Genomic DNA, 13647 nt, shown 5'->3' on the forward strand with positions numbered 1-13647 from the left:
TAGCTTCGGTTAACGTTTTAAGAAGGAACGATCAATGGCAACTTCCGTACTCAAACCGCCTCTCTGCGTCGGTAATAAATACCGCCGCAGCGACTATGGTGCCAACATTTCGCTTTGCGAAAACCGATGTTATTCCTCTCTTTATCCCAGCCGCTCGTCAGACTATTCCCCTGCGGCCTCTCTGCTTGATGTTGTATCGATCCAAAAAGTTGAGAGTTTGGGGGAATACCGCTATGGCGATTAGTCAGTCAACAATTTCAGCATCGCCTAATCGAGTTCAACTCAAGCGTTCCCTTAAACTGTGGCAAATTGTTATTATCGGTTTGGCTTACCTGACGCCAATGACCGTGTTTGACTCATTTGTTATTGTATCGGGTAAAACTGAAGGGCATGTTCCCAGCGCCTATATTCTGGCCTTAGTGGCGGTACTGTTTACTGCGATAAGCTACGGCAAGCTGGTACGGCAATTTCCTGAAGCGGGCTCGGCCTACACCTATTCGCAAAAAGCGATAAATCCGCACGTCGGTTTTATGGTGGGCTGGCTGTCACTGATGGACTACATGTTCCTGCCAATGATTAATACGCTGTTGGCGAAAATCTATTTAATGGCTCTGTTTCCTTCCGTCGATCCTTGGATCTGGGTGGTCGGTTTTGTGGCCGTGATGACCGTTATAAACCTTCGAAGCGTCAACTGGGTTGCCAATTTGAATATGGTATTGGTGTTTATTCAAATCGCGATTCTGGTGGTGTTTATCTATTTGGTATGGCAGGGGCTGAGTCAGGGCCCGGAAGGCATTCAACGAGATTTGGCTCGGCCATTTTTCTCTGATGAAGCCAGAGTGGTACCGATTATTGCCGGTGCTACGGTGCTGTGTTTCTCGTTTCTGGGATTTGACGCAGTAAGTACCTTATCAGAAGAGACGCCGGATCCGAAAAAAGTGATTCCTAAAGCGATCTTTTTAACCGCATTTTACGGCGGAATCATCTTTGTTTCAGTGTCATTTTTTATTCAGCTGTTTTTCCCGGACCTTTCAATGTTAAGCGATCCGGATAATGCTTTACCTGATATCGCTCTGTACGTTGGCGGTAAATTCTTCCAAGTGGTTTTACTGTGCTGCACTGTCGTAGGCGCACTGGCCTCAGGCCTTGCATCACAGGCGAGTATCGCCAGGCTGCTCTATGTCATGGGGCGAGATAACGTTTTCCCTGAAAAGATATTTGGCTATATTCATCCGCGGTGGAAAACGCCGGTGACCAATATCTTGCTGGTTGGCGTGGTCGCTTTAACGGCGATTGTACTGGATTTAGAAAGTGCTATTTCACTGATTAATTTCGGGGCGCTGGTGGCATTCAGCTTTGTGAATATTTCAGTATTCTGGTTTTTCTTTGTTCGTCAGGGGCGCAATAAAACGCTTAAAGATAGAGTAAGTTTTTTGGTCATGCCGTTAATCGGTGCCGCAATGATTGTGGTCCTGTGGCTCAATTTAGAGGTTGACTCCCTACGGCTCGGACTGATTTGGGGGGCGTTAGGCTTCTTATACTTGGTGTATTTGACCCGGGGATTCAGGCAACCGGTTCCCACCGTTGGCAGAAAGCCTCAACCGTTGGTTCCTGAGCTTCTTACGATACCTGTTACGCCTGTCGTGCCTTCGGTAACTGAGATTAAATAGCGGCTTGTGATGATGAAATCTAAGGCCATCAATACTGATGGCCTTAGATTGATGACACATTAGTCTAATTTGATTGCAGTGTAAATTTTGTCCGCATAATCAATATCGGAATATTGATTTCTCCTGGCGGCCGAGGAACGAGGCTGTAAAGCGCAGAGCGCTCCACGACTAGAATCTCAACCGTAACTCTGCCGGCTTCAATGCGTATTGGGTCTGTAAATCCTGTAAGAATAGCGTCGCAATATTGGCCAGTGCAGCATAGAAAGGGCTGATGGTGTTATTGACTAAACATTCCAAATATCGATAACTCCATGGCATCAGGTGCTGTTCCAATAGTGCCTTAACCGCCTCGGTTTTTTCCTGTTCTAACAGCTGAGCCGCCGCCAACAGCATTAAACCAAATTGGTCTTCCGGCTGACAAACATCGGCGACAAACGCAATGCCATTGGTTGCCAGAAAATGCCGATACGCAACGGTACTATCTCCCATCAGTAGGTTATCTTTATCCAGATAAACGGACCCCCACGGCGGGGCAACCATTTCACCTTGGCCTTCAAACAGGACCGAGAATTGCCAAGTCAGTTCATCCTCTTTGGGCAGCTCAATGTTTTGACAAATTTGCCCGATTTTAGCCCTGTCGCGCCACTCAAACAGTTCACTTAATGATTCGATTTGAGGAATTAATGCATTAACCTGAGGGCTGTCCGGTGAATAGTAGAACAGCGAGCCGATAACTCTGGGCATGAGTGCGATATGTTGATTCATTGCATAACCATATTAAAAGTAAACAGGCCTGCAGCGCAGGCCTTAAGAAAGTTACATCGGTATAACCCATAGGTTATAGAACGCAATACGGCCCAATAATTCAGCAATAATTGCCATGCAAGTACACAGGGCAAAGAGTCCTTTACTGGTTAATCGGTTAAATAACCCGGCAACGCAGAATACTAATACAATCGCTAAAATTGCTGACTGCGCAGTAAACCAGCTTTCCTGTGCCGTTGCCAGACTGGCATTGGCGAAAGAAAGTGCGTTGATATATCCGGTGCGTACTGCCAGCGCAACGATAATACCCAATGCACTCAACGCCGAGCCCAGTCGGATTGCGCCAAATGTGGCTGCCAGTACACCACCGCCAATAAACGGGGTGAGTATCATGACTAAAGTGGTGTAGCTGTTTGCCCAAGTAGGAACTGTCTCTATGCGATATACCATTGGAACGACAATGATAAATCCAACTCCCAGTAGTACAGCAACGCCGGCCAACAGGTTAAACAGTCCTTTTCCGCCTTTATCTAACAGTAAACCCAAGGCAGATAGTCCGGCACAGGCACCAAACAGGGCTGAGAGTAAAACTTCATTGCTCATTGGTGAACGACCAATGCCGTGGAATACATTCAGCGCGCGCAGCGGTTGCCCTAAATGGAATGAAGCCAAAACCACGCCAAGACCGAATATAATGACTGAACAAAACAGGCCTACGGCCAGTTGACGATCGCTGATGGTAGATAATTTATGACTCAGGTAGAGGATGATAAATGCACCTACGCCAACCTGAGTTAACACCGTAAATAGCACTAGTGGTAATTCATGCATGTTATACCTCCGACGGATTCTGAATGGAGCCCTGAGTATCACCAGTCGGACGTGCGTTCGGGTGAGCTTTAACAATCAGGTTTGGTTTAGTCAGCTGTGAGCTGGGTAGCGGCGCAATTTCATTACTGTCGCCATATTTAGCACGCAGTTGGTCAATCTTACCGAATTCCAGTGCGCGTTGAGGACAGGAATCGACACAAATTGGATGTAGCCCTTGTTCCAGTCGATCAAAACAGCCGTCACACTTACGCATAACTTTCTTGACCGGATCGAACTGTGGAGCACCATAAGGACAGCGCATTTCACAGTAGCGGCAACCGACGCAAACTTCTTCATTGACGACAACCAGGCCATCCTGTTCGCGCTTATGCATCGCTCCAGTCGGGCAGCCTTGCACGCAGGTCGGCTCGTCACAATGGTTACAGGCAATTGACAAATAGTAGCTGAAGGTACTGTTCTGCCACGCATCCCCTTGTTTAATCCATTCGCCGCCGCCGTATTCATATACCCGACGGAACTTTGGCCCTACGTCCAGATCTTTGTTGTCTTTACAGCTAACCTGACAGGTTTTACAGCCGGTACATCTGGATGAGTCCACAAAAAAACCATATTGAGTCACAAGTATGTTCCTTTATATTCTTTTAATTTCGACCAGATTGGTGTGTTGCGGATTACCCTTAGCTAACGGAGATGTGCGCAGCGTTGTCAGCGTATTAATACATCCGCCGATATCGACACCTTCGTTATTACTTTGGGTCCATGCACCTTGAGGTACGGCAACGACGCCGGGAGCAATCCGGTTAGTGACTTTTGCATGAATCTCAATGATGCCGCGATCGTTACGCACCTGAATGCGATCGCGAGACTGAATGCCTCGTGCTGCCGCATCTATCGGGTTGATCCAGATTTCATCAGGCACGGCTTCACGCAGCTGCGCAATGGGGTGATAGGTTGAGTGAGTACGGCCTTTGGTATGGAAGCCGATCATTTGTAGAGGATACTTCTCTAATGCTTTGGTATCCAAATGAGACTCCCAAGACGGGCAGAACTCCGGTATCGCCGTGATTTTTTCATCACTGTCTAATTCCCACTTGCTGGCAATATCAGCCAAACGGGCAGAATAGATTTCAACTTTTCCTGACGGAGTTTTTATCGGATTAGCATCAGGATCACGACGGAAATCGGCCAAGGCAATACTCTGTTTTTCAGTCGCAATTTGCTGATCAATAACGCCCATATCTTTCGCCACGCTCCACTCAGGCAGGTAGGTGCGTTTGCTTTTGACTTCTGCGTAGTTCTTTTCGATCCACTGCATTTGCGTTAGGCCTTGAGTAAATTCCTGACGCTTACCTAAGTTTTCGGCGATATCAGCACACATATCGTAAGTGCTGCGCACTTCCCACATCGGTGTCACTACCGGCTGAATCGCAATCATATAGTTGTGGGAGCCGGAGGCATAAGAGTTATCGACGAGGTCGTTAGCTTCCAGATAGCTGGTTTCAGGTAATAAAATATCAGCAAAACGAGCGCTAGGCGTCATATGGTTATCAATCACCAGAATGAACTCACATTTAGACTCATCGGCCAGAATTTCTTTAGTCCGGTTAACGTCGCCATGCTGATTTAGCAAGGCATTACCGGCCTGATTCAGCATAAATTTAATGCCAGTCTTCAGCTTATCGGCATCGCGTAAACCCAGCTTAGTCGGGGTGATAGTTTCAGGAGTATCAATCGCGGTGGTCCATAAATAACACGGAATCGCAGTTTTAATCGGGTTGGTACCCTCAGGCAGTTTAGGGACGCCGTAGCTGGTAGCATAAGGCCAGTTACCGGTATTTGTTCCCGGTCGGCCAAAGTGGCCGGTCAATGAAGGCAGTAACTGAATGGCACGCACGGTCTGTTCGCCGTTTGCATGGCGTTGCGGGCCCCAGCCCTGAGCAATATAACAGGCTTTCGCGTTGGCAATTTCACGCGCTAACTGGCGAATGCGAACGGCAGGTAAGCCGGTGACTTTGGCCGCCCATTCCGGCGTCTTTTCAGTTTTATCATCACCAAGACCCAGAATATAGTCTTTATATCCGGCATTCGCCGGGGCTGATTCCGGCAGCGTCTGGCTGTCAAAACCGACGCAATAGCGATTAATCATCGCTTCATCCAGTAGGTTTTCATTAATCAGCGTATGGACAATACCGGCAACCAGAGCACCATCGGTGGTTGGTTTTATCGCTAACCATTCAGCATGTTCGCCAATAACCGAGTCGGTATAGCGGGGATCGATAATGATGACTTTGGCCTGAGATTGCTCCAGCGCCCTGCGTAATTCTTCAACCTGACCGCCACCAGACATTCTGGTTTCTGATAAATTCATACCAAAAAAGACCACCAGATCGGAGTTTTTGACCTGATCAAAATGGCTGGCTACGTAGGTACCCTGAGTATAGGGAGTTGCTACGCTGATTTGTGCCGTAGAGTAGGTATTGTAATATTTTAGAAAACCGCCGTTCAGGTTCAATAACCGCTTCCAGGCATTGGTGCCCTGAGTGTGGTAATAAGCCCCTGATTGGTAGTTATAATAGATAGATTCATTACCGTATTTTTCAGTAATACGGGTTAGCTCTTTAGCGATAATCGATGAGGCTTCTTGCCAACTGATTCGTTTAAATTTACCTTCACCGCGTTTACCAACGCGCTGTAGCGGGTACTTTAAGCGATCCGGGCTATATACCCGCCAGCGGCTGGCGCGCCCGCGTAAGCAAGGGCGGATCTGGTGTTCACCAAAAACGTCGTCATTTTTGCAATCTTCAGGCTCAATGCGCACAATAGTGTCATCTTTTACAATAACCTTCAGTGCACATCGGCTACCGCAGTTCACCAAGCAAGCACTATGGCGCACGGTCTCTTTTGCACCAGGGGTACCGGCAACCGTAGGTTCAGCCTGAACAGAAACAAAAGGTAAGGTTGCAGAGCTGACCGCGGTAATGGCCACTCCGGTTTTAACACTATTTTTCAATAGCGATCGTCGGGAAATATCCCTAACGAGTAAGTCATCAATCGTTTTTGACATATGGGTTGCTCACAAAATTGAAATAATTGGTTTGTGGATTTTTCTAATTTTAATAAATAGCGATCTTTAATATTTCAGGTGGGGTAAACACGTGAAGTTTAAATTTAACAATAAATAAACCTAAACAAAGTTGAATCATCAGTAATGAAATTACTTCTTTTTGATTATGATTATATTGATGACGATCAAAGGAGAATAAATACGGGCCGTTACCCTGAATATAAATCAACGGTATGATGATGGTCAGCAGGGAAATGTTGAATTTTAATATAATAATGTTAAAAATATCTGTGATAGTCAGTTAAGATTTATAAACAATGAGTTAACTGTTAAAATGTTGGCTATTAAACAACAGCGTAATACACCAGGTATATAATTAATTAAAGTTAAATTAATGGCAGTTAACTATTATCATTGCGCATTAATAATGTTTCTATCTACTTATCAAACACCTTTAACTATTCCAATGACTGTTCTTATATTATTCAGAATGATTTAACTTTCGCCAACTGAATGGAAAAGTAAAAATCAGCATAAGATGGGTTACTCGTTCTGTACATACTTGACTGAATGGTTGAGTTTTTTACGTTGGTTAATCCAGCCGTGAAATAAGCCCCACATACAAAACAATAATCCTATCCAGATCAATGAAAAGCTGACGCCCTTGACGCTGTCAAACGCCTCACCAAACAAAAATATTGCCAGAATAAACTGCAGGGTAGGTTCGATGTATTGGGACAGCCCGACAATTGTTAAAGTGGTACGTTTAATCGCGGCAGCGAAGAACAATAGTGGAAGCAAAGTAACCGGTGCCGTTAAAGCATAATAAATTTTGGTGGTGATATCGGCATCGGTCAGGGCGCTGGCGTGGTTAGCCGGCAGCCAAATCATTAGTCCGATAGCAACAGGAAAGAGCCAAAGTGTTTCGACGGTCAATGCAGTGATAATGTCAAAATTGATAAATTTACGTGCCAGACCGTACAGGGAAAAGGCACCGCCCATAACTAATGCCAGCACCGGTAATTCGCCATATTGCCAAAGCTGGTAGCCGACGCCGGCAAAGGCAAATATGACCGCCAGCTTCTGAGTGAGACTCAGCCTTTCGTGCAGAAAAATCATCCCCAGCAGAATAGAGAATAGCGGGTTAATAAAGTAACCCAAACTGGCCGCCAGCACCTGATTATGGGTAATAGCATAGGTAAAGGTGCACCACGATACCGCCATAATGGATGTGGCCAGCAGACAATAAAACAGTGAACGCTTATCTTGCCAAACGCTTCGCCACAGGGTGCGTTGTTTAATCAATGGGCGAATCAACAGTAATAATGGCAACGACCAGAAAACGCGCTGAGCTAATAACTCAAGGGGATTGGCGTCGGGCAGTAGCCGGTAAAACAGCGGAGTAATGCCCCAAAGAATAAAGGAAAATATAGCAAGCGCCGGTCCTGAACGAGACTTCATTTCTATTTTGCTCTGAACTTATGTCATGAACCGATAAGGGCATAGTACTACAGATAACTCTTCTATGTTGGGAGCGATATCAAGTCCGGCCATATAACAACGGTTTTTAAATCAACGATTGATCTATGGCCCTGTGTTAAGAAACAGCCAACATCAGCCCACTAGCTCTTCAGCGTATTTAAACAGCTGTTTAAGCAGGGCCAGTTTTTCAGCATCTTCACGGTTAATTTCAGCCAATTGTTCAATCTTTAATACATATTGTTGAATGCGTTCAGGGCTGAGTTTTTCCTGACGGTGGGCCAGCCAGCGACGTTGTTCACTATCATCCAAGGTCGACGGATAATTGCGGGCACGAAAGCGGAACAATAACGTTTCTAAACGGTTATCGTTAAAGGTCAGGCTTAGGGCCGGCAGATTTTCGGGGCGAGTTTGTTGAATTATCTTCATTGCTGCCCGGTCAGCGTCGCTAAAGAAGCCATCGTATAAGCGACCGTCGACATCCGTTGGCGGTGTGAAGGGGGCGGCATTAGCAAATATGGCTACCACCTTTTCTCTGATGTCCGGACGTTGGCGCAATAATTGAAGGTTAGCCAGACAGCGTTCACGATCGATTCCCAGTCGCTCGGCGTTTTCTTTTAACAGCGTTTTTGCCGGAGCCAGCACCGGGCACTTATTAGTGTGTACCAGCTTTAAAGGAACCGGCGATGCCCCATCAGGTAAATCATCTCGCCGAGTATAAAGGTGTTGGCGTAGCGTATCGGCATCCAGTTCCAGCAGCGGAGTCATATCACCGGCCAGATCGCACATAATAACGGCGTTGTTATTGTCAGGGTGCCATGCCAAAGGTGCCACCCAACTGGTATTGCCACGCAGGGCACCAAACATGCCGGAAACGTGAACCAAAGGCGTCATTTCAGGAATATCAATCAGCGCAGCGACTTTGCGCTTATTACGTAGCTGATACAGATAATCGAAAAGCTTTGGCTGAGCCTGTTTAACCAGCTTAGCCATAGCGATAGTGGCATAAACATCAGACATCGCATCGTGGGCCTGAAGGTGTTCAACGCCGTTAGCTTTGGTTAAATGTTCAAGTTTAAAGCTGGGCAAGCCTTCATCATTTAATGGCCACTGAATACCCTCTGGGCGCAGGGCATAGCAGGCTCGCATCACGTCCAGAAGATCCCAACGTGAGTTATTATTTTGCCAACAGTAGGCATATGGATCGTAAAAGTTCCGGTAAAAAATATTCCGGCTGACTTCGTCATCGAAACGAATATTGTTATAGCCCAGAATACAGGTTTCCGCAGTACTAAAGTCTTGATGAATTTGGCGGGCGAACTCGGCTTCATTCACCCCTTTACGCAACGCTTCCTGCGGTGTAATACCGGTGATCATCACTGCATCAGGTTCCGGCAGGTAGTCATCGGCAGGTTTACAATAGATGACCAAGGGTTCGGCAATAACGTTAAAATCGCTATCGGTCCGTACGCCGGCGAACTGAGCCGGCCGGTCATAAGACGGACTAATACCAAAAGTTTCGTAATCATGAACGTAGAATGTAGGTTGAGCGCGTTTGTTGGTCATTATAATTGTCTGTTTTTCGTTGTATTAATTTATACTTAAATATTAACAAGTTAATGTTATTCTTGCGTTGATTCAATCTAGAGCTTACGGATGGTCATTGCCTGCCCGTAAGGATAACACCAAAAGGGATTATAACATTCCAATATCGGTAGCGCTGAAAAGCAAACTGCAAAGATTATCCCTTCATAACGTCCAATATTTCCTGTTTTTACTCGTCGGTGGGTATCATTCTTTAAACTCCAGATTAGGTACCGCCCCGGCTTGGATATCACGCACCAGATCGTTAGCTAGCTGTTGCGCTAAGTCCGGCGTAAGGTCCCGATAAAGGTTATCGTAAGCTAAATAATTAGTGATGTACTCGATAGTTTCTTTCATATTTTTTAGCCTTGTGATGTTTATATTTAACTAAAAGGTTGCTATTTTTGTTGTATGCAGCACAGTTTTAATGATTAAAAATAACGAACTGAGAGTATGGGCATTCATCGATCTTTTTTTGATAGATAGAGCTTTTTCAAAGGCCTTACTCAATTTTTTGCAATAGATATCAACATCAGCAATTGATGTGTTCCCATAAATCCTACGGTATTAAAAACCGCGCCGAAGGCGCAATAGTGTTGATAACTCTCTGATTAGTGATATAAGATATTTTAATATTTCAATTAGTTAGGGATGATGTATCTATGAAGTATCTGTCTTTTTTGGTAATTCCTTTTTTAGTGGCATGCTCTAATGAGCAGGATGAGTTTTTAACGATGGCTGCTGGAGATAATAAGATTAATATTGAGTGCAAAAATCTAATCTCTACTGATGCCGGCGTTGATCAATCTGGATTTGCCTTTTTATCTATAAAGTTTAGCGATGAAGAAGGTGAGAAAATGAAGACGTTTTCTCAAGAAAACATGGGAAAGAAAGTTGTTTTCTCTTATAAAGATAAGGTTATTTCCACGGCTAACATATACGCTGAATTGGGGAGTAATTTTATGATTACTGCCGGAAACGCCGATGAACTTTTACACAGCAAAGAATTATTAAGTCATTGCCTGGTTGTTCGATAACGAAATTCTCAAGAATGATAATAATGTGCCTGTGATATTAGTCTAAAAATCCATAGTCACGATTTGAAACTTATGATTCCATCACCTTAGAATAAGTAGAAAAAACCTTATTAAAGGTGATGGGATATCTAAAGAAAAGAGGGGGGCGGCAATAAGGTTATTGGCGACGATTAGCTGATACTCTAAAGTCGTTTAATTTTGAATAGTCACAGTTAGTCATTTATTTTCCTTATGATAATATCCATCCAACGCACATATGAGGGTACAAGATGAAAAAGGTGATGTTGGGAGGGGTATTGGTGCTGGCTAGTTTTAGCGCTACAGCGGATAAAGATAAAACAGTTACCGGCCGTATTGATAGCTATTGCAACGCGGCGTCATCTAAGGAATCAGATAAACAGCAATGCATATTAACGCTTAAAAAACTCACTCAGATGGCTTACGAAATTGGCTATACGGATAGCTTATGTGCGAAGAAAGAAAATAAACAAAAAGAGGGGTGTATTCGATTGAAAAATGACAAAGATAGGATGGAAGACATCAAGCACTTTAATTCTTACTAACGTCTCCCTTCACCGTTAGCCTCTGGGCCTCACTAGCCATTCTGCTTGATAATGATAATCTTGGTGTGACTAAAGGGTTACCGGTACCGCTGTTGATAGCTGTTATGCCATTAGCGCTAATAGCGTAAGTGACACAGAAGCCTGCAAGAATCTCGGTATTTTTATCAACCCATATTTAAACCCGATATCAAACTGTCACCGTGACCGTTATATCATTGATTTAATCGCTACAACGGCTGATATCCATCCAACATACATATAAGGACGTAAGATGAAAAAGTTAATACTGGGTATTGCGATGGGATTAGCCAGCTTTGGGACTGTGGCTGAAACTGAGTTAGATGGACTGGCTAAAACCATGGTTGATGCTTGCAAGCAGTCCGGTGCTACGGATATAAAGCTCTGCGTAACAAATATCAAATTCTTTATAACCATTGCCTACAAATCTGGATATCGAGTAAGAGGTTGTGAAGAAGCGAAGAGTAGGGATGATGTATGCGTTCCTAACGTTGATTCCGATGAGCTAGTCAATGAGTTTAAAGATATAGCTGAATCTACGCCCTATTATTTATAACTTACCGCTCTGTAGTGCAGGGCAGTGCTGGTACTGCTAAATTGTGGCAGGAAGTGAATAAAAAGGACTAAGCCCTCGGCTATCGAGGGCATATAACAGGTCTATATTTGATTGATAGTGACGTTATTTGATTTGCATATCATTTTTTACAGCCTTCACACCGCCGACTGCTGATGCGGCACTTACTGCTTGATAAGATGCATCCACCGAACTGACAAAGCCGCTTAATTGAACAACGCCTTTAAATGTTTCCACACTAATTTCAGATGATTTCAACACCGGGACGTTGAATATTGCAGTTTTCACTTTTGTTGTGATTAACGTATCATCAAAATATTCACCAGTGCCTTCTTGCTTCTGGGTTGGCGCACAGCCAACGATAGAAATCAGGGCGATTGCTAATATAGACGCGCCAAGATATTGATATATTTTATTCATAGTCATTTCCTTGCCAGTGAGGTTAATACGGTTAATGAGGTTTAAAAATTCAATAGGTTAAAACTCATTGAATTAAGAATGGAAAGTATTTGGTGCTTATGAGTTATTAAGCGTTTAAAAAAAAAGCCCTCAAAAATAGTAATGAGGGAAAGCAAAAATTAGCAAATTATGCATCAACACAAGAATTAGGATTATGTTGATAGCTCAATACTCCGCCAATCTGCGAGTAATGCAAACTAATTATCCAACTTAATGGTTAAAGGTAGGTGAAGTGGCTAATTAGTTGCAGATACTCTATATTCTAAGCCAATCCATTGCTTTTATCCGGCATGCAACATTCATTTATACCCGGAGCTGGCGTTAAAATTAGATGTGCCCGTGTTTAAGTTGATTATCATTGAGCACGGATATCGCTGTTTTTAAGGCGACCCTATCGTCCGGTTTCATCTTTCTTTTTTGAACAACATACAGGTACTCAATTAGCGTTCTGGTGTTTATAGCCCGCCCTTGCCGACCTACAGCAACAACCGCTTTTCCGAGTATTAATTTAACGTTGGGTAATAGGGAAGGGTACCAATCTAACGTATCAGAGGATTTCATTAGGAGCTCCTGAATGGGCCGTTGATTATATCACAATAAGTGGTTTTTTTGTGCATAAAACACTCAGGAAAAAGACAAGCCAATATTTTCAATCACCATAACCGGCAAAAAAATCCCCTCAATCAACGGGTAGGATGACCAAGGGGAAAGGATCGGACACAGGGTTTGTTCATTATTTTTATGAAGGCTAAATATTGATCAATTGTTAAATAAATGTTGATCATTTTGTGCTTTCTATATTGACCTGCATCACATAGTTCAGCGCCGGTTAGACTTTTTTATCTCCGAAATCATTGTGGTCGTCCGATGTGGCAGTTACTGAGCAAAATGGGCTGCTTGATGAAAACGGTAAGCCCATTTCCCGGCAGGAAGCATGGACTGGCTAAAGTGTAGCGATATTAGCATCAGCTATTTAACATCTGTTATTTAACATCTGACACAGCTCACTATACAAAAACCGATCGCTAGTTTAAGATTTTAAATAGAGATATAGTACATAACTAATTAATTTTAAAAATAATTTAAATCATAATTAAATGAAACTACAAAAGCTGTTATCAATATTATTGCTTGCTTTCATCATGTCAGGCTGCGTAAGCGTGTTTGAGAGGTCGAGCAACAATGGTCGTTACACATATGCATATACAGGCGTAAGGAGCGATCTTGATGAGTTGAGCAATAAGGACTCTTTGATTTCTCCATTGATTATGATTGATCTTCCATTTTCGTTTGTCTTAGATACCGTCTTATTACCTGTCGATGGCATTATTTATGCAATAGATTCCAATAATAACTAACCTAGCGTAAATTGTAGCTGAATGGCCATTAGAGGCTATGGTGATAAAACGGATATTAATTGTATTTTTTTCTTTTTCTCTATTTGCCTGTACTGACTCGATGGAAGAGAAGGTTGTTGCTTATTGCTTAGATGCCCAGAAAATATTTGAGTCGGGAACAAAAGAGAATTGCACCTGTTTATATAATGAAATGAGTAATACATTATCAAAATCAGAGATAACCGAGATGGTAAAAGTCCCGTTTG

15 protein-coding genes and 1 pseudogene are annotated in these 13647 nt (G+C 43.7%); 7 read left to right on the top strand and 9 right to left on the bottom strand.

The annotated features are described in order from the left end of the window. The first annotated feature begins 34 nt into the window (after positions 1-34). Together YWE_RS0105460 and YWE_RS26715 are read left to right on the top strand one after the other, a co-directional pair. Positions 35-244 carry a hypothetical protein gene (locus tag YWE_RS0105460; RefSeq protein WP_029093607.1) on the top strand — a complete coding sequence of 70 codons (210 nt, stop codon included), beginning with the start codon at positions 35-37 and terminating at the stop codon, positions 242-244. Beyond that, positions 240-1670, top strand: coding sequence for an APC family permease (locus YWE_RS26715; RefSeq protein ID WP_084167004.1), 1431 nt, complete (start codon positions 240-242; stop codon positions 1668-1670). Before YWE_RS0105460 ends, YWE_RS26715 begins: the two co-directional genes overlap by 5 nt. A gap of 168 nt (positions 1671-1838) precedes the next feature. Here the strand turns inward: YWE_RS26715 and dmsD are convergent, their stop codons facing one another. The 7 genes from dmsD to YWE_RS30355 all read right to left on the bottom strand — a co-directional run bounded on the left by dmsD (position 1839) and on the right by YWE_RS30355 (position 9750). Next, complete coding sequence (gene dmsD, locus YWE_RS0105470) at positions 1839-2435, bottom strand: Tat proofreading chaperone DmsD (protein ID WP_029093608.1); 597 nt, start codon at positions 2433-2435, stop codon at positions 1839-1841. Positions 2436-2486: 51 nt separating this feature from the next. Continuing rightward, positions 2487-3266 (bottom strand): dimethyl sulfoxide reductase anchor subunit family protein, encoded by a 780-nt coding sequence (locus YWE_RS0105475; RefSeq protein ID WP_029093609.1) that lies wholly within the window; start codon positions 3264-3266, stop codon positions 2487-2489. 1 nt (position 3267) lies between these two features. Further along, positions 3268-3885 carry a DMSO/selenate family reductase complex B subunit gene (locus tag YWE_RS0105480; RefSeq protein WP_029093610.1) on the bottom strand — a complete coding sequence of 206 codons (618 nt, stop codon included), beginning with the start codon at positions 3883-3885 and terminating at the stop codon, positions 3268-3270. 12 nt (positions 3886-3897) lie between these two features. Then, complete coding sequence (locus YWE_RS0105485; protein WP_051323215.1) at positions 3898-6330, bottom strand: DMSO/selenate family reductase complex A subunit; 2433 nt, start codon at positions 6328-6330, stop codon at positions 3898-3900. 543 nt (positions 6331-6873) lie between these two features. Next, entirely contained in the window at positions 6874-7791 is a 918-nt protein-coding gene (gene rarD, locus YWE_RS26720; RefSeq protein WP_036015202.1) for an EamA family transporter RarD, read from the bottom strand. 153 nt (positions 7792-7944) lie between these two features. Then, positions 7945-9375 (bottom strand): exodeoxyribonuclease I, encoded by a 1431-nt coding sequence (gene sbcB / locus YWE_RS0105500; protein WP_029093613.1) that lies wholly within the window; start codon positions 9373-9375, stop codon positions 7945-7947. A gap of 225 nt (positions 9376-9600) precedes the next feature. Beyond that, positions 9601-9750 carry a hypothetical protein gene (locus YWE_RS30355; protein ID WP_154661405.1) on the bottom strand — a complete coding sequence of 50 codons (150 nt, stop codon included), beginning with the start codon at positions 9748-9750 and terminating at the stop codon, positions 9601-9603. 305 nt (positions 9751-10055) lie between these two features. On the opposite strand from YWE_RS30355, the gene YWE_RS0105510 reads away from it, so the two are divergent. The 3 genes from YWE_RS0105510 (at position 10056) to YWE_RS0105520 (ending at position 11567) form a co-directional block, all read left to right on the top strand. Continuing rightward, entirely contained in the window at positions 10056-10430 is a 375-nt protein-coding gene (locus tag YWE_RS0105510) for a SecDF P1 head subdomain-containing protein (protein WP_029093614.1), read from the top strand. A gap of 269 nt (positions 10431-10699) precedes the next feature. Continuing rightward, positions 10700-10993, top strand: a complete 294-nt coding sequence (locus YWE_RS0105515) for a hypothetical protein (RefSeq protein ID WP_029093615.1) — start codon at positions 10700-10702, stop codon at positions 10991-10993. Between the two features lie 271 nt (positions 10994-11264). Next, a complete protein-coding gene (locus tag YWE_RS0105520; RefSeq protein ID WP_029093616.1) occupies positions 11265-11567 on the top strand; it encodes a hypothetical protein in 303 nt (100 codons plus the stop codon). Positions 11568-11690: 123 nt separating this feature from the next. On the opposite strand, the gene YWE_RS0105525 is transcribed toward YWE_RS0105520, so the two are convergent. After that, entirely contained in the window at positions 11691-12005 is a 315-nt protein-coding gene (locus YWE_RS0105525) for a BON domain-containing protein (protein WP_029093617.1), read from the bottom strand. A gap of 366 nt (positions 12006-12371) precedes the next feature. Further along, a complete protein-coding gene (locus YWE_RS0105530; RefSeq protein WP_029093618.1) occupies positions 12372-12605 on the bottom strand; it encodes a hypothetical protein in 234 nt (77 codons plus the stop codon). A 285-nt stretch (positions 12606-12890) separates the two neighbouring features. Between YWE_RS0105530 and YWE_RS31355 the strand changes: the two are divergent. Next, positions 12891-12998: pseudogene (locus YWE_RS31355) on the top strand (IS630 family transposase); the annotation flags it as partial. 188 nt (positions 12999-13186) lie between these two features. Continuing rightward, positions 13187-13402, top strand: a complete 216-nt coding sequence (locus tag YWE_RS31855) for a YceK/YidQ family lipoprotein (RefSeq protein ID WP_227659999.1) — start codon at positions 13187-13189, stop codon at positions 13400-13402. The last annotated feature ends 245 nt before the right edge of the window (positions 13403-13647 follow it).

This window comes from Budvicia aquatica DSM 5075 = ATCC 35567 (assembly GCF_000427805.1).
Classification (GTDB): Bacteria; Pseudomonadota; Gammaproteobacteria; order Enterobacterales; family Enterobacteriaceae; genus Budvicia; species Budvicia aquatica.

Excerpts from the sequence above, each read along its gene's own strand:
- YWE_RS0105460 (WP_029093607.1), top strand. The coding sequence starts at position 35 with ATGGCAACTTCCGTACTCAAACCGCCTCTCTGCGTCGGTAATAAATAC.
- dmsD (WP_029093608.1), bottom strand. The coding sequence starts at position 2,435 with ATGAATCAACATATCGCACTCATGCCCAGAGTTATCGGCTCGCTGTTC.
- YWE_RS0105475 (WP_029093609.1), bottom strand. The coding sequence starts at position 3,266 with ATGCATGAATTACCACTAGTGCTATTTACGGTGTTAACTCAGGTTGGC.
- YWE_RS0105485 (WP_051323215.1), bottom strand. The coding sequence starts at position 6,330 with ATGTCAAAAACGATTGATGACTTACTCGTTAGGGATATTTCCCGACGA.
- rarD (WP_036015202.1), bottom strand. The coding sequence starts at position 7,791 with ATGAAGTCTCGTTCAGGACCGGCGCTTGCTATATTTTCCTTTATTCTT.
- sbcB (WP_029093613.1), bottom strand. The coding sequence starts at position 9,375 with ATGACCAACAAACGCGCTCAACCTACATTCTACGTTCATGATTACGAA.
- YWE_RS30355 (WP_154661405.1), bottom strand. The coding sequence starts at position 9,750 with ATGAAAGAAACTATCGAGTACATCACTAATTATTTAGCTTACGATAAC.
- YWE_RS0105510 (WP_029093614.1), top strand. The coding sequence starts at position 10,056 with ATGAAGTATCTGTCTTTTTTGGTAATTCCTTTTTTAGTGGCATGCTCT.
- YWE_RS0105515 (WP_029093615.1), top strand. The coding sequence starts at position 10,700 with ATGAAAAAGGTGATGTTGGGAGGGGTATTGGTGCTGGCTAGTTTTAGC.
- YWE_RS0105520 (WP_029093616.1), top strand. The coding sequence starts at position 11,265 with ATGAAAAAGTTAATACTGGGTATTGCGATGGGATTAGCCAGCTTTGGG.
- YWE_RS0105525 (WP_029093617.1), bottom strand. The coding sequence starts at position 12,005 with ATGAATAAAATATATCAATATCTTGGCGCGTCTATATTAGCAATCGCC.
- YWE_RS0105530 (WP_029093618.1), bottom strand. The coding sequence starts at position 12,605 with ATGAAATCCTCTGATACGTTAGATTGGTACCCTTCCCTATTACCCAAC.
- YWE_RS31855 (WP_227659999.1), top strand. The coding sequence starts at position 13,187 with ATGTCAGGCTGCGTAAGCGTGTTTGAGAGGTCGAGCAACAATGGTCGT.